The sequence below is a fragment of the Streptomyces sp. NPDC058653 genome (assembly GCF_042716895.1).
In the GTDB taxonomy this organism is placed as follows: domain Bacteria; phylum Actinomycetota; class Actinomycetes; order Streptomycetales; family Streptomycetaceae; genus Streptomyces.
The window spans coordinates 1-16,060 of sequence record NZ_JBHXRM010000024.1 but is presented as its reverse complement, the minus strand read 5'-3'; the positions used below and the strand labels follow the sequence as shown (position 1 = coordinate 16,060).

Sequence of the window (16,060 nt, the reverse complement as noted above, 5' to 3'; positions counted from 1 at the left end):
GTTCAGTCCTCCGAAGGGGCGAGGCGCTTGAGTTCCGCCTCGGTCGACTTGAGCAGGTCGGTCCAGGCCTTCTCGAACTTCTCGACGCCCTCGTCCTCCAGTACCTGGACGACGTCGTCGTACGAGATGCCCAGCTTCTCGATGGCTTCGAGATCGGCGCGCGCCTGGTCGTACGTACCCCTCACGGTGTCACCGGTGACCGCGCCGTGCTCGGCGACCGCGTCCAGCGTGGCCTCCGGCATGGTGTTCACCGTGTGCGGGGCGACCAGGTCGTCGACGTACATCGTGTCCCGGTACGCGGGGTCCTTGACGCCGGTCGAGGCCCACAGCGGACGCTGCTTGTTGGCCTGCGCCCGGTCCAGGGCCGCCCAGCGCTCGGAACCGAAGACGTCCTCGTACGCCTCGTAGGCCAGCCGGGCGTTGGCGACGGCGGACTTGCCGCGCGCCCCCTTCGCCTCGTCCGTGCCGAGCGCGTCGAGCCGCTTGTCGATCTCGGTGTCCACGCGGGACACGAAGAAGGACGCGACCGAGAAGATCTTCGAGAGATCGAGGCCCGCGTCCTTCGCCTTCTCCAGGCCCGACAGGTAGGCGTCCATGACCTCGCGGTAGCGGGCGAGGGAGAAGATCAGCGTCACATTGACACTGATGCCCCGGGCAATCGTCTCGGTGATCGCCGGGAGCCCCGCGCGGGTGGCGGGGATCTTGATGAAGGTGTTCGGGCGGTCGACCAGCCAGGCCAGCTGCTTGGCCTCGGCGACGGTCGCCCTCGTGTTGTGGGCCAGCCGGGGGTCGACCTCGATGGAGACGCGGCCGTCCTGGCCCTGCGTCTCGTCGAAGACCGGCCGCAGGATGTCGGCGGCGTCGCGGACGTCCGCCGTCGTGATCATGCGGACGGCCTCCTCGACGGTCACCCGGCGGGTCGCGAGGTCGGTGAGCTGCGTCTCGTAACCGTCTCCCTGGGAGATCGCCTTCTGGAAGATCGAGGGATTGGTCGTCACGCCCACGACATGCTGCTGGTCCATCAGTTCGGCGAGATTGCCCGATGTGATGCGCTTGCGCGACAGGTCGTCGAGCCAGATCGCGACGCCTTCGTCGGAGAGGCGCTTGAGTGCGTCTGTCATGAGAGTTGCATCTCCTACTTGTCGTATACCAACGTCAGCGCGTCACGGCTGCCAGAGATTCCCGGGCGGCGGACGCGACCGCGTCCGCGGTGAATCCGAACTCCCGGAAGAGGACCTTTCCGTCGGCCGAGGCACCGAAGTGCTCCAGCGAGACGATGCGACCGGCGTCGCCCACGAAACGGTGCCAGGTGAGCCCGATTCCCGCCTCGACCGCCACTCGCGCCCGCACGGACGGCGGCAGGACACTGTCCCGGTACGCCTGATCCTGCTCCTCGAACCACTCGACCGACGGCATCGACACCACACGGGTCGCGATGCCCTCCGCCTGGAGCGCCTCGCGCGCCTCGACGGCCAGCTGGACCTCGGAGCCGGTACCGATGAGTACGACCTGGGGCTCGCCGCCCTCGGCCTCGAAGAGCACGTAACCACCCTTGGCCGCGCCCTCGTTGGCCTCGTACGTCGGCACACCCTGACGCGTCAGCGCCAGCCCGTGCGGCGCGCCCTTGGCGTGCCGCTTGAGGATCTCGCGCCAGGCGATCGCCGTCTCGTTGGCGTCGGCGGGACGCACGACGTTGAGTCCGGGGATGGCCCGCAGCACGGACAGGTGCTCGACCGGCTGGTGCGTCGGGCCGTCCTCGCCGAGACCGATCGAGTCATGCGTCCAGACGTAGGTGACGGGCACCTGCATCAGCGCCGCGAGCCGGACCGCCGGGCGCATGTAGTCGGAGAACACCAGGAAAGTGCCGCCGTAGATACGGGTGTTGCCGTGCAGCGCGATGCCGTTCATCGTCGAACCCATGGCGTGCTCACGGATGCCGTAGTGCACCGTGCGGCCGTACGGGTCGGCCTCCGGCAGCGGGTTGCCCGCCGGGAGGAACGACGACGTCTTGTCGATCGTGGTGTTGTTCGAGCCGGCGAGGTCGGCCGAGCCGCCCCACAGCTCGGGGATGACGGCGCCGAGCGCCTGGAGCACCTTGCCGGACGCGGCGCGGGTGGCGACACCCTTGCCGGACTCGAAGACCGGCAGCTTCTTCTCCCAGCCGTCGGGCAGCTCGCCCGCGCGGATCCGGTCGAACGTGGCGGCACGCTCCGGGTTGGCCGTGCGCCACGCGGCGAACGTCTTCTCCCACTCGGCGCGCGTCTCGCGGCCCCGGTCGAGCGCCTGCCGCGTGTGCGCCAGGACCTCGTCGGCGACCTCGAAGGTCTGCTCTGGGTCGAAGCCCAGCACCCGCTTGGTCGCGGCGACCTCCTCGTCGCCCAGCGCCGAGCCGTGCGCGGCCTCGGTGTTCTGCGCGTGCGGGGCCGGCCAGGCGATGATCGAGCGCGCGGCGATGAAAGAGGGACGCTCGGTCTCGTCCTGCGCCGCCTTCAGCGCGCGCGCCAGACCCGCCGGGTCCAGGTCGCCGTTCGGCAGCTGCTCGACGCGCTGGACGTGCCAGCCGTACGCCTCGTACCGCGCCAGGGTGTCCTCCGAGACGGCCGTCTCGGTGTCACCCTCGATGGAGATGTGGTTGTCGTCCCAGAGCAGGACGAGATTGCCGAGCTTCTGGTGGCCGGCGAGCGACGACGCCTCGCCGGAGACACCCTCCTGGAGGCAGCCGTCACCCGCGATCACCCAGATGGTGTGGTCGAAGGGAGAGGTGCCCGGGGCCGCGTCCGGGTCGTAGAGCCCGCGCTCGTAGCGGGCGGCCATGGCCATGCCCACGCCGTTGGCGACACCCTGGCCGAGCGGCCCGGTCGTGGTCTCGACGCCGACCGTGTGGCCGTGCTCCGGGTGACCCGGGGTCTTCGACCCCCAGGTGCGGAAGGCCTTCAGGTCGTCCAGCTCCAGGCCGTAGCCCGCGAGATACAGCTGGATGTAGAGAGTCAGCGACGAGTGGCCCGCGGAGAGTACGAACCGGTCGCGTCCGGTCCACTGCGCGTCGGCCGGGTCGTGGCGCATCAGCTTCTGGAAGAGCACATAGGCGGCGGGCGCCAGGCTCATCGCCGTACCGGGATGGCCGTTGCCGACCTTCTGTACGGCATCCATGGCCAGGACGCGGACGGTATCGACCGCCTTGCGGTCCAGGTCGGTCCACTCTTCGAGATCTGTGGTGGTCGGCTTGGTGCTCACCCTGAGTCAGGGCTCCTCTCCACATGTCGAATCCCGGTGTCTGAGGGCGCACCGGTTCGCCGCCGAGCCTACCCTTGTGGCGCCTCGCGACCCCGCCCGTCCGCTTCAGTGAAGACAAGACATCGCCGGGGTGCCCGGCGGGTGTCGGGAGTACCTCGCGGGGACGACCGCGGGGCGAAGTCCGACCCCGGCGCCCGGCGCTCCGACCAGGCGTCAACACGAGCCCACCCCCGATAAGAACGGCGTATGGGCAACGTCTAGAGTGGCGTGGTACGCGCAAGTCTTTACCGGGCCTTCACGCCCGAAACTTGCTGGGATTTCTCTGTCTGGGGTGTGCGTGACGGCCGTCGAGTCCCGACCCGCAGGGGTCGTCCTGACTCCGAGCCCGGGGGGCCATCGGCCGTTCGGGGCCCGCGTCAAAGCGTTCGTGGCGCTGACCAAACCGCGGATCATCGAGCTGCTGCTCATCACCACGGTGCCGGTGATGTTCCTGGCCGCGCAGAGCGTGCCGGACATGTGGCTGGTCCTGGTCACCTGTGTCGGCGGCTATCTCTCCGCGGGCGGCGCCAACGCGCTGAACATGTACATCGACCGTGACATCGACGCGATGATGGACCGTACGTCGCAGCGTCCGCTGGTCACCGGCATGGTGTCGCCCACCGAGGCCCTGGTCTTCGGGCTCTCCCTGGCCGTGGTTTCCACGCTCTGGTTCGGCCTGCTGGTCAACTGGCTTTCGGCGGCGCTCGCGCTCGGCGCGCTCCTCTTCTATGTCGTCGTCTACACGATGATCCTCAAGCGCCGTACGTCGCAGAACATCGTCTGGGGCGGTATCGCGGGCTGTATGCCGGTCTTCATCGGCTGGTCGGCCGTGACGAACTCGCTGTCCTGGGCCGCAGTCATCCTCTTCCTCGTCATGTTCTTCTGGACGCCGCCGCACTACTGGCCGCTGTCGATGAAGGTGCGCGAGGACTACGCGCGCGTGGGCGTGCCGATGCTCCCCGTCGTCGCGTCGAACCGGGTGGTCGCCCGCCAGATCGTGCTCTACAGCTGGGTGATGGTGGTGGTGTCGCTGCTGCTGACGCCGCTGGGCTACACCGGCTGGTTCTACACCTCGGTGGCCCTGGTGGCCGGCGGCTGGTGGCTCTGGGAGGCGCACGGACTCCAGTCGCGTGCCAAGTCCGGTGCGACGGGCGGCAAGCTCAAGGAGATGCGGCTGTTCCACTGGTCGATCACCTATGTGTCGCTGCTCTTCGTGGCCGTCGCCGTGGACCCCTTCCTGCGCTGAGCGCCGACGTCGGCCCGTTGACCCCCGGGGTCGGACCCCGGCCCCTCACGCGGTACGACTACCCGTCGGTAGCATGGGGTCCATGGCAGACACCGAGGTAGACGAGCAGAGCGACGACGGGGCGGCCGGGGCGGCGCGTGCGAACCGTCAGCACGCCCGGGACGAACGCCGCGCGGCCCGACTGGCCAAGCAGATCGGCGCGTTCGCGCGCCGGCACGGCGGCGCCGCCGAGGGACAGCTCGCCCATCTGGGCCAGGCGGGCACCCGTATCGTGCTCGTGGCGCAGGACGGCGACTGGGGCGATCTCGTCGCCCCCTCGCACGACGTGGCGCTGAAGGCCGTCGAGAAGTCCGGGATCACGGTGCACGAGTCCTTCGACGGCGAGTTCGCCGCGAATGTCCGCACCGGGCCGTACGAGTGGACCCGTATGGCCGGAATCCAGCTCGGCGGTCCCGCCAATCCCACCAGCCCCTGAGGGATGTCCGGTCCCGATCGCCACGGCGGCCAACACCCGAACGCGCCTGGCCCGTTAGGACTGTAGGGATTCGGTCCACGACGGGAAGCGCCATGATCGAGACAACGACTCTGGTGGACCAGAACTGCCACGGCGTTCTCCGTACGGAGCTGGGCCTCGGCACCTTCGAGGCCCAGCTGGGCAGGACCGCGGGCCCGCCTGCCGCGGGTACCACCTTCTTCGACACCCAGACCGGTTTCGCCGTACGGCGCTGGTGCCCGCCGCTCCTCGGCCTGGAGCCGCACACCTCACCCGCCGGCTATCTGGCCCGCCGCCGGGAGCTCGGGGTGCTGGAGGCCGGACGGCGGCTGCTGCGGGGCACCGGGGTCACCACCTATCTCGTCGACACGGGGCTGCCCGGCGATCTGACCGCCCCCGAGGAGATCGCGGCGGCCGGCGCCGCCGAGGCCCGCGAGATCGTACGGCTCGAACTCCTCGCCCAGCAGGTCGCCGACACCTCGGGCACCGTCGACGCGCTGCTCGCCAACCTCGCCCACGCCGTGCACACCGCCGCCGAATCGGCCGTCGCCTTCGTGTCCGTGACCGCCATGCGCCACGGCGCCGCCCGGGCGGCCGAGCCGCCGGACGCCGGGGACGTACGCGCGGCGGCCGGGCGCTGGCTCGCCGCGCGGCGGGTGGGCGGCCGGCTGACCGACCCCGTACTGCTGCGGCATCTGCTGTGGACCGCCGTCGCCACCGGCCTGCCGCTCCAACTGCACGCGGGCGGCGGCGACGGGTGCCGGGCCGACTGCGCGGACGGCGGTACGGCGCGGATCGCGGGGTTCGCCGCGGCCACGGCCGGGCTCGGCAGCGACCTGGTGCTGCTGCACGGCCTGCCGTACCACCGGCAGGCGGCGCGGCTCGCCGCCGCCTTCCCGCACGTGTACGTGGATCTCGGCCCGGCCCTCGCGCACACGGGGGCCCGCGCGGCGGACGTACTGGCGGAGGTGCTGGAGCTGGCCCCGTTCGGCAAGCTGCTCTACTCCAGCGGCGCGCGCGGGCTGCCCGAACTGCACGTGGTGGGCGCGAGGGTGTTCCGGCAGGCGCTCGCGCGGGTGCTCGGGGGCTGGGCGGCGGACGGTTCATGGGCGCTCGCCGACGCCCAGCGCGTCGCGGAGATGATCGCCTCGGGCAACGCCCGCCGCATCTACGGCCTCGACGAGATCTGACGCTCCGCCGGAGCCTTCGCCGGGCGCTCAGGCCGTGGACAGCGCCGGGTCGGCCGGATCCGCCTGAGCGGGGATCTCCGGGTCCGTCACGGGCCGCTCACGCAGGCTCAACGCGAGCCGCAGGACGGCGATCCAGGTCAGCGCGGAGCCGAGCATATGGACGCCGACCAGGATCTCGGGCACATCGGTGAAGTACTGGACGTAGCCCACAACGCCCTGCGAGAGCAGCACGAGCAGCAGGTCGCGCGCCCGCGCGCGGGTGTCCGCGGGAGCGTCCACCACGCGCAGCACCAGCCACATCGCGATCGCCAGCGCGCAGACCACCCAGGCCGTCGCCGCGTGCACATGCGCCGCGTCGACCCAGTCGAACGGCATGCGCGGAACCTCGCTGCTGTCGCCCGCGTGCTTGCCGGAACCGGTCACCGTCGTTCCCACGGCGATCAGCAGGCCCGTCACGGCGACCAGGGCCCAGCCCAGCTTCCGCACCGGCCGGGGGACGCGCGGCCGGGGCGTCGCGTCGCCCTCGCGGGTGCGCTGCCAGACGATCACGGTGACGGTGAGCAGGGCGTTGGCGAGCAGGAAGTGCACCGCGACGGTCCAGGGGTTGAGCTCCATATGGACCGTGACGCCGCCCATCACGGCGTTCGCCACGACCACCCAGAACATGCTCCAGGCGAGCCGGGAGAGGCTGTGCCGCCGGGGCTTGACCGACCGGGCCGCGACGATCGCCCAGCCGACGGCCGCCGACAGGACATACGTCAGCATGCGGTTGCCGAACTCGATCGCGCCGTGCAGACCCTGCTCGGACGTCGCGAAGAGGCTGTCGTCCGTGCACTTCGGCCAGGTGTCGCAGCCGAGCCCGGAGCCCGTGAGCCGTACCGCGCCGCCGGTGACGATGATGACGACGGTCATCACGACGGCGGAGAGGGCGGCCCGCCGGAGCGTACGGGGGGACGGCGTCCAGCGCCGGGCGATGCAGTCGAGGGGGTTCCACACGGCAACCATCGTAGGCGGGCCCTTGTGAACGCAGTCACGAGGGGTCCCCGCGCCTCCCGGCCAGGGGGCGCCGGGGGCTACTCCCAGCGGAAGAAACGGGCCGCCGCCCCGAGCCCGAGCACCGCCCAGACCGCCAGCACCCCGAGGTCGTCCCAGGGCATCGCGGCGCCGTGCCGGAGCACGTCCCGCAGCCCCTCGGAGAGGGCCGAGATCGGCAGCAGACCGAGCAGCGTCCCGACCGTGTCCGGGAACTTCTCCATCGGTACGATCACGCCGCCGCCCACCAGCAGCAGGATGAAGACCAGATTCGCCGCCGCCAGCGTCGCCTCCGCCTTCAGCGTGCCCGCCATCAGCAGTCCGAGCCCCGAGAAGGCGGCCGTACCGAGGACGAGCAGCAGCAGTACGGCGAGGGGGTTGCCCTCCGGCGACCAGCCGAGCGCGAACGCGATGATGGTCAGCAGCACGATCTGGAGCACCTCGGTGACCAGGACCGACAGCGTCTTGGCGGTCATCAGGGCCCAGCGAGGCAGGGGCGAGGCGCCGAGCCGCTTCAGGACCCCGTAACGCCGTTCGAACCCCGTCGCGATCGCCTGTCCGGTGAAGGCCGTCGACATCACGGCCAGCGCGAGGACACCGGGGGCCAGGAAGTCGACCGACTCGCCCGCGCCCGTGTCGATGATGTCGACCGTCGAGAACAACACCAGAAGCAGACTCGGGATGATCACGGTCAGCAGCAGCTGCTCGCCGTTGCGCAGCAGCATCCTCGTCTCGAACGCCGTCTGCGCGGCGATCATCCGCGACAGCGGCGCCGCGCCAGGCGCGGGGGAGTACCGGCCGGCGCCCGTGTCCGTACCCGTGGTCATGGACGCAGCTCCTTGCCGGTCAGTTCGAGGAAGACGTCCTCCAGCGTGTGCCGCTCGACGGAGATCCTCTCCGGCATCACCCCGTGCTGCGCGCACCACGTCGTGACCGTCGCGAGCAGCTGCGGATCGATCGTGCCGCCGATCCGGTAGGCGCCCGGCACCAGCTCGGCGGCGGCCGACCCGTCGGGCAGCGCCTTGAGCAGCGAGCCGAGGTCGAGTCCCGGACGGCCGGTGAAGCGCAGGGTGTTCTCCGCGCCGCCCCGGCAGAGCTGCTCGACCGAGCCGTGCGCCACGACCTTCCCGGCGTCGACGATGGCGACGTCGTCGGCCAGTTCCTCGGCCTCGTCCATGAAGTGCGTGGTCAGCACCGTGGTCACGCCATCGGCACGCAGCTCGCGCACCAGGTCCCAGGTGGAACGGCGGGCCTGTGGGTCGAGCCCCGCGGTCGGTTCGTCCAGGAACACCAGCTCGGGCCGGCCGACGACCGCCATGGCGAGCGAGAGACGCTGCTGCTGGCCCCCGGAGAGCCTCCGGTAGGCGGTGCGGCCGCAGCCGCCGAGCCCGAGACGCTCGATCAGCCCAGTCACGTCCAGCGGGTTCGCGTGCAGTGCCGCCATGTGGCGCAGCATCTCCTCCGCGCGGGCGCCGGAGTACACGCCGCCGGACTGGAGCATCACGCCGATACGGGGGCGCAGCCGTGCGGCGTCCGCCACCGGATCGAGGCCGAGGACCCGTACGGTCCCCTCGTCCGGTCTGCGATAGCCCTCGCAGGTCTCGACCGTGGTGGTCTTGCCGGCTCCGTTGGGGCCGAGGACCGCGGACACCGTGCCCGGCAGGACCGTCAGATCCAGGCCGTTCACCGCGGCCCTGGCCCCGTACCGCTTGACCAGGCCCCGTACCCGGACCACCGGCTCTCCGACGACGCTGCGCATGCGGTCGAGTCTAGGCAGCGGCCGTCCGGGCCCCGGGTCCGGGGGCGCGGGAGTCCGCACCGGCGCATCCGCCCCCGGAGTTCTTAGGTGACCCTAAGTGATACAGGGCACCACTCGTCGTACCGGACGGCTGTTGTCACTGTCGAGGGAATTACGCAACAATGGCGTTGTGAAATACGTTGGCGAGGCTCCGCAGGAGGATCTCGCGACCGGTGAGCGTTCCACACGCAACCGCGTCGCGCGCTCCATCCTGGACCACGGCCCGTCCACCGTCTCCGATCTCGCGGGGCGCCTGAAGCTCACCCAGGCCGCCGTCCGCCGCCATCTCGACGCGCTCGTCGCCGACGACGTCGTGGAACCGCGCGACCAGCGGGTCTACGGCTCACGGGGACGTGGCAGGCCCGCCAAGGTGTTCGCCCTCACCGACTGCGGCAGGGACGCCTTCGACCAGTCGTACGACAAGCTCGCCGCCGACGCCATCGAGTGGATCGCCCGTGGCGCGGGCGGCGGCGCCAAGGGTGACGCGGCCGTCGCCGCCTTCGCGCGCGACCGGATCGCCACCCAGGCCGGGACCTACCGGGAAGCCGTCGAGGCGGCACCGCCGGAGAGGCGGACCGAGGCGCTCGCCAGGGCGCTGAGCACCGACGGGTACGCTGCTACGGCTCGTGGCGCGCCGAACCAGCAGGGCGAGCAGCTCTGCCAGCACCACTGCCCGGTGGCCCACGTGGCCGAGAAGTACCCGCAGCTGTGCGAGGCGGAGACGGAGTTCTTCTCCGAACTGCTCGGAACCCATGTGCAGCGGCTGGCGACCATCGCCCACGGCGACGGGGTGTGCACGACGTTCATCCCGCACGGCGCCGGCCACGGCGCACCACCCGGTCCCCCAGGGACCGGCGGCACCCCACCGACCGATCCACCGAAGATCAGCCAGCAGACCGATCACCACGCATCCGAAAGCACGGCCGGGAGGAACCCCGCATGACGCTCCCCACGGAGACCGCCCATCCTGAGCTCGATGGACTGGGCAAGTACGAATACGGCTGGGCCGACTCCGACAAGGCCGGCGCCGCCGCCAAGCGCGGGCTCTCCGAAGAGGTCGTCCGCGACATCTCCGCGAAGAAGAACGAGCCCGAGTGGATGCTGAAGCTGCGTCTCAAGGGACTGAAGCTCTTCGGCAAGAAGCCCATGCCGAGCTGGGGCTCCGACCTGTCGGGCATCGACTTCGACAACATCAAGTACTTCGTGCGGTCCACGGAGAAGCAGGCGGAGTCCTGGGAGGACCTGCCCGAGGACATCAAGAACACGTACGACAAGCTCGGCATCCCCGAGGCGGAGAAGCAGCGCCTCGTCGCCGGTGTCGCGGCCCAGTACGAGTCCGAGGTCGTCTACCACCAGATCCGTGAGGACCTGGAGGAGCAGGGCGTCATCTTCAAGGACACCGACACCGCCCTCAGGGAGAACCCGGAGCTCTTCCAGGAGTACTTCGGCACGGTCATCCCGGTCGGCGACAACAAGTTCGCCTCGCTGAACTCGGCCGTGTGGTCCGGCGGCTCGTTCATCTACGTGCCGAAGGGTGTGCACGTCGAGATCCCGCTCCAGGCCTACTTCCGTATCAACACGGAGAACATGGGCCAGTTCGAGCGGACGCTGATCATCGTCGACGAGGACGCCTACGTCCACTACGTCGAGGGCTGCACCGCGCCGATCTACTCCTCGGACTCGCTGCACAGCGCCGTCGTCGAGATCATCGTGAAGAAGGGTGGCCGCTGCCGTTACACGACCATCCAGAACTGGTCGAACAACGTCTACAACCTCGTCACCAAGCGTGCCGTGGCCTACGAGGGCGCGACCATGGAATGGGTCGACGGCAACATCGGCTCCAAGGTCACGATGAAGTACCCGGCCGTCTACCTGATGGGCGAGCACGCCAAGGGCGAGACCCTGTCCATCGCCTTCGCGGGCGAGGGCCAGCACCAGGACGCCGGCGCCAAGATGGTCCACATGGCACCGAACACCTCGTCGAACATCGTCTCCAAGTCGGTGGCGCGAGGCGGCGGCCGTACCTCCTACCGAGGCCTCATCGAGATCGGTGAGGGCGCCCCCGGTTCGAAGTCCAACGTCCTCTGCGACGCGCTGCTGGTCGACACCATCTCGCGCTCCGACACCTATCCGTACGTGGACGTCCGCGAGGACGACGTGTCGATGGGGCACGAGGCGACCGTCTCCAAGGTCTCCGAGGACCAGCTCTTCTACCTGATGAGCCGCGGGATGACCGAGTTCGAGGCCATGGCGATGATCGTGCGCGGCTTCGTGGAGCCGATCGCCAAGGAACTGCCCATGGAGTACGCGCTGGAGCTCAACCGGCTGATCGAGCTCCAGATGGAGGGCTCCGTCGGCTGACGCGCCCCGGAGCGGCAGTCAGCAGCAGCGACCATTTCCCAAGAGGCAGAGAGAGAGCACGACGACAGCCATGGCTGAGGCTTTGAACATTCCGGTGGGTTCCACCACCACCGGGTCGATCGCGGTGGCCGCCGAGTCGACCGTCGCCACGCGCATGAGCGCGCCGCCGTCCTACGACGTCGCGGACTTCCCCGTTCCGCACGGCCGTGAGGAGGAGTGGCGGTTCACGCCGCTGGAGCGGCTGCGCGGTCTCCAGGACGGTACGGCCGTCGCCGACGGCCTCATCCGTACGGAGGTGCACACCCCCGCCGGTGTCACCCAGGAGACCGTCGGCCGCGACGACCCGCGTGTGGGCAGGGCCGGCGTCCCGGTCGACCGGGTGGCCGCCCAGGCGTACACCTCGTTCGAGAAGGCGTCCGTCGTCTCCGTTCCCAAGGAGACCGTGCTCACCGAGCCCATCCGGATCACCGTGCACGGCCAGGGCGGTACCGCCTTCGTGCACCAGGTGATCGAGCTGGGCGCCTTCGCCGAGGCGGTCGTGGTCATCGACCACACCGGTGACGCGGTGGTCGCCGCCAACGTCGACTTCCTCGTCGGCGACGGAGCCAAGCTGACCGTCGTGTCCGTGCAGGACTGGGACGCGCGGGCAGTCCATGTCGCCCAGCACAACGCGCTGGTCGGCAGGGACGCCTCGTTCAAGTCGATCGTGGTGACCTTCGGCGGCGACGTCGTACGGCTCCACCCGCGCGTGCAGTACGGCGGCCCCGGCGGGCAGGCCGAGCTCTTCGGCCTCTACTTCACCGACAAGGGCCAGCACCAGGAGCACCGGCTCCTGGTCGACCACAACGCCCCGCACTGCAAGTCCAACGCCGTCTACAAGGGCGCGCTCCAGGGCGACGACGCGCACGCCGTCTGGATCGGCGACGTGCTGATCCGCGCGATCGCCGAGGGCACGGACACCTACGAGATGAACCGGAACCTGGTCCTCACGGACGGCGCCCGGGTGGACTCCGTACCGAACCTGGAGATCGAGACCGGCGAGATCGCCGGCGCCGGTCACGCGTCGGCCACCGGCCGGTTCGACGACGAGCAGCTCTTCTACCTGATGTCGCGCGGCATCCCCGAGGTCGACGCCCGTCGCCTCGTCATCCGCGGCTTCTTCGCCGAGCTGGTCCAGCAGATCGAACTGCCGGACGTCGAGGAGCGCCTGCTCGCCAAGATCGAGGCGGAGCTGGAGGCGTCAGTCTGATGACCTTCGTCCGTGTCTGTGGACTGACCGAGCTGGAGGACGGCACCCCCAAGCGGGTCGAACTCGACGGCATACCGGTCTCCGTCATCCGTACCGAGGGCGAGGTGTTCGCGATCAACGACATCTGCTCGCACGCGAACGTATCCCTCTCGGAGGGCGAGGTCGAGGACTGCTCGATCGAGTGCTGGCTGCACGGCTCCAGCTTCGACCTGCGTACGGGCAAGCCGAACGGCCTTCCCGCGACACGCCCCGTCCCCGTATACCCCGTACAGATCCAAGGGGACGATGTGCTCGTCTCCGTCACCCAGGAGTCCTGAGTCACCCATGGCAACCCTTGAAATCAACGACCTGCACGTCTCCGTCGACGCCGAGGGCGGTGCCCGCGAGATCCTCAAGGGCGTCGACCTGACCGTCAAGCAGGGCGAGACGCACGCCATCATGGGCCCCAACGGCTCCGGCAAGTCGACCCTCGCGTACTCCATCGCGGGCCACCCCAAGTACACGATCACCGGTGGCACCGTGACGCTGGACGGCGAGGACGTCCTGGAGATGACGGTCGACGAGCGCGCCCGCGCCGGGCTCTTCCTCGCGATGCAGTACCCGGTCGAGGTCCCCGGTGTCTCGGTCTCCAACTTCCTGCGCACCTCCGCCACCGCCATGCGCGGTGAGGCACCCAAGCTGCGGACGTGGGTGAAGGAGGTCAAGACCGCGATGGAACAGCTCCAGATGGACCCGGCGTTCGCGGAGCGCAACGTCAACGAGGGCTTCTCCGGCGGCGAGAAGAAGCGCCACGAGATCCTTCAGCTCGAACTGCTCAAGCCCAAGGTCGCGATCCTCGACGAGACGGACTCCGGTCTGGACGTCGACGCGCTGCGGGTGGTCTCCGAGGGCGTCAACCGCGTCCGGGAGAGCGGAGAGGTCGGCACGCTGCTGATCACGCACTACACGCGGATCCTCCGCTACATCAAGCCCGACTTCGTGCATGTCTTCGCACAGGGCCGTATCGCCGAGTCCGGCGGCGCGGAGCTGGCCGACAAGCTGGAGAACGAGGGCTACGAGGCGTACGTGAAGGGTGGCGTATCCGCGTGACACAGCCGTCAGGCCTCCTCACCGGGTCGGACCGACTGCTCGACGAGGCGGTCCGTAAGGACTTCCCCCTGCTGGACCGGCTGGTCCACGACGGGAAGAAGATCGTGTATCTGGACAACGCGGCGACCTCGCAGAAACCGCGCCAGGTGCTCGATGCCCTCAACGAGTACTACGAGCGGCACAACGCCAACGTGCACCGCGGCGTCCACGTGCTCGCCGAGGAGGCCACGGCTCTGTACGAAGGCGCCCGCGACAAGGTCGCCGCCTTCATCAACGCGCCGAGCCGCGACGAGGTGATCTTCACCAAGAACGCCTCCGAGTCGCTCAACCTCGTGGCGAACATGCTGGGCTGGGCCGACGAGCCCTACCGCGTGGACCACGAGACCGAGATCGTCATCACGGAGATGGAGCACCACTCCAACATCGTTCCGTGGCAGCTGCTCTCGCAGCGCACCGGGGCGAAGCTGAAGTGGTTCGGTCTTGACGACGACGGCCGGCTGGATCTGTCGAACATCGACGAGGTCATCACCGAGAAGACGAAGATCGTCTCCTTCGTGCTGATCTCGAACATCCTGGGCACGGTCAACCCGGTCGAGGCGATCGTCCGGCGTGCGCAGGAGGTCGGCGCGCTGGTGCTGATCGACGCCTCGCAGGCGGCCCCGCACGTCGCGGTCGACGTGCAGGCGCTCCAGGCCGACTTCGTGGCCTTCACGGGCCACAAGATGTGCGGCCCGACCGGGATCGGTGTCCTGTGGGGCCGCCAGGAGCTGCTGGAGGACCTGCCGCCGTTCCTCGGCGGCGGCGAGATGATCGAGACCGTGTCGATGCACTCGTCCACGTACGCCCCAGCCCCGCACAAGTTCGAGGCGGGTACGCCACCGATCGCCCAGGCCGTCGGGCTCGGCGCGGCCGTGGACTATCTGAGCGCGATCGGTATGGACAAGATCGCCGCCCATGAGCACGCCATCACCGAGTACGCGGTGAAGCGGCTGCTCGAAGTCCCCTCCCTGAGGATCATCGGCCCGTCCACGGCCGAGGAGCGCGGCGCCACGATCTCCTTCACACTCGGAGACATCCACCCCCACGACGTGGGTCAGGTGCTCGACGAGCAGGGGATCGCGGTCCGGGTCGGCCACCACTGCGCACGGCCGGTCTGTCTGCGGTACGGAATTCCGGCGACCACGCGGGCGTCTTTCTATCTGTACTCCACGCAGTCGGAGGTCGATGTCCTGGTCGACGGGCTGGAGCACGTCCGTAATTTCTTCGGATGAGGGACTGACCGGTGAAGCTGGATTCGATGTACCAGGAAGTCATCCTGGATCACTACAAGCACCCCCACGGGCGCGGTCTGCGTGACGGCGACGCGGAGGTGCACCACGTCAATCCGACGTGCGGCGACGAGATCACGCTCCGCGTGAAGTACGACGGCTCGCGCGTGGAGGACGTGTCGTACGAGGGCCAGGGCTGCTCCATCAGCCAGGCCAGCGCGTCCGTCCTCAACGACCTGCTGGTCGGCAAGGAGCTGGACGACGCGGTGAAGATCCAGAGCGCGTTCCTGGAGCTGATGCAGTCCAAGGGTCAGCTCGAACCCGACGACGCGATGGAGGAGGTGCTGGAGGACGCCGTGGCGTTCGCCGGTGTCTCCAAGTACCCCGCCCGTGTGAAGTGCGCGCTGCTGAGCTGGATGGCGTGGAAGGACGCGACGGCCCAGGTCCTGGGCGACCCCGCGCAGAAGGAGACGGCATGAGCGAGAACGAGACCGTGATGATGAAGCCGGCCTCCGAGGAGGAGGTCCGCGAGGCGCTGTACGACGTCGTCGACCCCGAGCTGGGGATCGACGTGGTCAATCTGGGTCTGATCTACGGCGTCCACATCGACGAGTCCAATGTCGCCACCCTCGACATGACGCTGACGTCGGCGGCCTGTCCGCTGACGGACGTGATCGAGGACCAGGCGAAGTCGGCGACGGAGGGGATCGTCAGCGAGCTGAAGATCAACTGGGTCTGGATGCCGCCGTGGGGCCCGGACAAGATCACGGACGACGGCCGCGAGCAGTTGCGCGCGCTGGGGTTCAACGTCTGACATCGCCGTACGGGTACGACTGAGCGGGCCCCCGGTCCTTGGGACCGGGGGCCCGCTCAGTCGCGTCTGCGGACGGGGGCGGCCCGGCGGAGCCTGTGCGGGCTGACGCGCCCGGCCGCTCCAGCCGGGCGGAGACCCGCTTCGGTACGGAGGCGGACCTCCTTACGGCGACGCCGGTGCGCGGTGCGGTCACGGGCGGACCGGCGTCTGGGCGGGGTGGACCGCGCGGCCGGGATCAGGGCCGGGG

16 protein-coding genes are annotated in these 16,060 nt (G+C 69.6%); 11 read left to right on the top strand and 5 right to left on the bottom strand.

The window, feature by feature from the left end:
* Positions 1 to 2: 2 nt before the first annotated feature.
* A complete protein-coding gene (tal, locus tag ACFWU9_RS20985) occupies positions 3 to 1,121 on the bottom strand; it encodes a transaldolase (protein ID WP_384320500.1) in 1,119 nt (372 codons plus the stop codon).
* 34 nt (positions 1,122 to 1,155) lie between these two features.
* Positions 1,156 to 3,234, bottom strand: coding sequence for a transketolase (gene tkt / locus ACFWU9_RS20980; RefSeq protein WP_384320498.1), 2,079 nt, complete (start codon positions 3,232 to 3,234; stop codon positions 1,156 to 1,158).
* 337 nt (positions 3,235 to 3,571) lie between these two features.
* On the opposite strand from tkt, the gene ACFWU9_RS20975 reads away from it, so the two are divergent.
* The 3 genes from ACFWU9_RS20975 (at position 3,572) to ACFWU9_RS20965 (ending at position 6,202) form a co-directional block, all read left to right on the top strand.
* Positions 3,572 to 4,519, top strand: a complete 948-nt coding sequence (locus ACFWU9_RS20975; RefSeq protein WP_384320496.1) for a heme o synthase — start codon at positions 3,572 to 3,574, stop codon at positions 4,517 to 4,519.
* A gap of 82 nt (positions 4,520 to 4,601) precedes the next feature.
* The gene (locus ACFWU9_RS20970) at positions 4,602 to 4,994 is read left to right on the top strand and encodes a hypothetical protein (protein ID WP_384320494.1); all 393 of its coding nucleotides are present in this window, start codon (positions 4,602 to 4,604) and stop codon (positions 4,992 to 4,994) included.
* Positions 4,995 to 5,086: 92 nt separating this feature from the next.
* Entirely contained in the window at positions 5,087 to 6,202 is a 1,116-nt protein-coding gene (locus tag ACFWU9_RS20965; protein WP_384320492.1) for an amidohydrolase family protein, read from the top strand.
* Positions 6,203 to 6,229: 27 nt separating this feature from the next.
* Here the strand turns inward: ACFWU9_RS20965 and ACFWU9_RS20960 are convergent, their stop codons facing one another.
* The 3 genes from ACFWU9_RS20960 to ACFWU9_RS20950 form a co-directional block, all read right to left on the bottom strand.
* Positions 6,230 to 7,207, bottom strand: coding sequence for a heme A synthase (locus ACFWU9_RS20960; RefSeq protein ID WP_384320490.1), 978 nt, complete (start codon positions 7,205 to 7,207; stop codon positions 6,230 to 6,232).
* Positions 7,208 to 7,275: 68 nt separating this feature from the next.
* Complete coding sequence (locus ACFWU9_RS20955) at positions 7,276 to 8,061, bottom strand: ABC transporter permease (RefSeq protein ID WP_384320489.1); 786 nt, start codon at positions 8,059 to 8,061, stop codon at positions 7,276 to 7,278.
* Positions 8,058 to 8,993: an ABC transporter ATP-binding protein gene (locus ACFWU9_RS20950; protein ID WP_384320487.1), complete on the bottom strand. Its 936-nt coding sequence runs from the start codon at positions 8,991 to 8,993 to the stop codon at positions 8,058 to 8,060. The genes ACFWU9_RS20955 and ACFWU9_RS20950 overlap by 4 nt, the downstream gene beginning before the upstream one ends.
* Positions 8,994 to 9,162: 169 nt before the next feature.
* On the opposite strand from ACFWU9_RS20950, the gene ACFWU9_RS20945 reads away from it, so the two are divergent.
* The 8 genes from ACFWU9_RS20945 (at position 9,163) to ACFWU9_RS20910 (ending at position 15,813) form a co-directional block, all read left to right on the top strand.
* Complete coding sequence (locus tag ACFWU9_RS20945) at positions 9,163 to 9,975, top strand: helix-turn-helix transcriptional regulator (RefSeq protein ID WP_384320485.1); 813 nt, start codon at positions 9,163 to 9,165, stop codon at positions 9,973 to 9,975.
* Positions 9,972 to 11,393 carry a Fe-S cluster assembly protein SufB gene (gene sufB / locus ACFWU9_RS20940; protein ID WP_384320483.1) on the top strand — a complete coding sequence of 474 codons (1,422 nt, stop codon included), beginning with the start codon at positions 9,972 to 9,974 and terminating at the stop codon, positions 11,391 to 11,393. The genes ACFWU9_RS20945 and sufB overlap by 4 nt, the downstream gene beginning before the upstream one ends.
* Before the next feature lie 70 nt (positions 11,394 to 11,463).
* Positions 11,464 to 12,642 (top strand): Fe-S cluster assembly protein SufD, encoded by a 1,179-nt coding sequence (gene sufD, locus ACFWU9_RS20935; protein WP_384320481.1) that lies wholly within the window; start codon positions 11,464 to 11,466, stop codon positions 12,640 to 12,642.
* Positions 12,642 to 12,959 (top strand): bifunctional 3-phenylpropionate/cinnamic acid dioxygenase ferredoxin subunit, encoded by a 318-nt coding sequence (locus ACFWU9_RS20930; protein WP_329389154.1) that lies wholly within the window; start codon positions 12,642 to 12,644, stop codon positions 12,957 to 12,959. Before sufD ends, ACFWU9_RS20930 begins: the two co-directional genes overlap by 1 nt.
* Before the next feature lie 7 nt (positions 12,960 to 12,966).
* A complete protein-coding gene (sufC, locus tag ACFWU9_RS20925) occupies positions 12,967 to 13,731 on the top strand; it encodes a Fe-S cluster assembly ATPase SufC (RefSeq protein WP_384320479.1) in 765 nt (254 codons plus the stop codon).
* Positions 13,728 to 15,002 (top strand): cysteine desulfurase, encoded by a 1,275-nt coding sequence (locus ACFWU9_RS20920; protein ID WP_384320477.1) that lies wholly within the window; start codon positions 13,728 to 13,730, stop codon positions 15,000 to 15,002. The genes sufC and ACFWU9_RS20920 overlap by 4 nt, the downstream gene beginning before the upstream one ends.
* 11 nt (positions 15,003 to 15,013) lie before the next feature.
* A complete protein-coding gene (gene sufU, locus ACFWU9_RS20915; protein WP_384320475.1) occupies positions 15,014 to 15,478 on the top strand; it encodes a Fe-S cluster assembly sulfur transfer protein SufU in 465 nt (154 codons plus the stop codon).
* Entirely contained in the window at positions 15,475 to 15,813 is a 339-nt protein-coding gene (locus ACFWU9_RS20910) for a metal-sulfur cluster assembly factor (protein WP_189108654.1), read from the top strand. The genes sufU and ACFWU9_RS20910 overlap by 4 nt, the downstream gene beginning before the upstream one ends.
* The last annotated feature ends 247 nt before the right edge of the window (positions 15,814 to 16,060 follow it).

Excerpts from the sequence above, each read along its gene's own strand:
- tal (WP_384320500.1), bottom strand. The coding sequence starts at position 1,121 with ATGACAGACGCACTCAAGCGCCTCTCCGACGAAGGCGTCGCGATCTGG.
- sufD (WP_384320481.1), top strand. The coding sequence starts at position 11,464 with ATGGCTGAGGCTTTGAACATTCCGGTGGGTTCCACCACCACCGGGTCG.
- sufC (WP_384320479.1), top strand. The coding sequence starts at position 12,967 with ATGGCAACCCTTGAAATCAACGACCTGCACGTCTCCGTCGACGCCGAG.
- ACFWU9_RS20955 (WP_384320489.1), bottom strand. The coding sequence starts at position 8,061 with ATGACCACGGGTACGGACACGGGCGCCGGCCGGTACTCCCCCGCGCCT.
- ACFWU9_RS20930 (WP_329389154.1), top strand. The coding sequence starts at position 12,642 with ATGACCTTCGTCCGTGTCTGTGGACTGACCGAGCTGGAGGACGGCACC.
- ACFWU9_RS20950 (WP_384320487.1), bottom strand. The coding sequence starts at position 8,993 with ATGCGCAGCGTCGTCGGAGAGCCGGTGGTCCGGGTACGGGGCCTGGTC.
- ACFWU9_RS20970 (WP_384320494.1), top strand. The coding sequence starts at position 4,602 with ATGGCAGACACCGAGGTAGACGAGCAGAGCGACGACGGGGCGGCCGGG.
- ACFWU9_RS20910 (WP_189108654.1), top strand. The coding sequence starts at position 15,475 with ATGAGCGAGAACGAGACCGTGATGATGAAGCCGGCCTCCGAGGAGGAG.
- sufB (WP_384320483.1), top strand. The coding sequence starts at position 9,972 with ATGACGCTCCCCACGGAGACCGCCCATCCTGAGCTCGATGGACTGGGC.
- ACFWU9_RS20960 (WP_384320490.1), bottom strand. The coding sequence starts at position 7,207 with ATGGTTGCCGTGTGGAACCCCCTCGACTGCATCGCCCGGCGCTGGACG.
- ACFWU9_RS20965 (WP_384320492.1), top strand. The coding sequence starts at position 5,087 with ATGATCGAGACAACGACTCTGGTGGACCAGAACTGCCACGGCGTTCTC.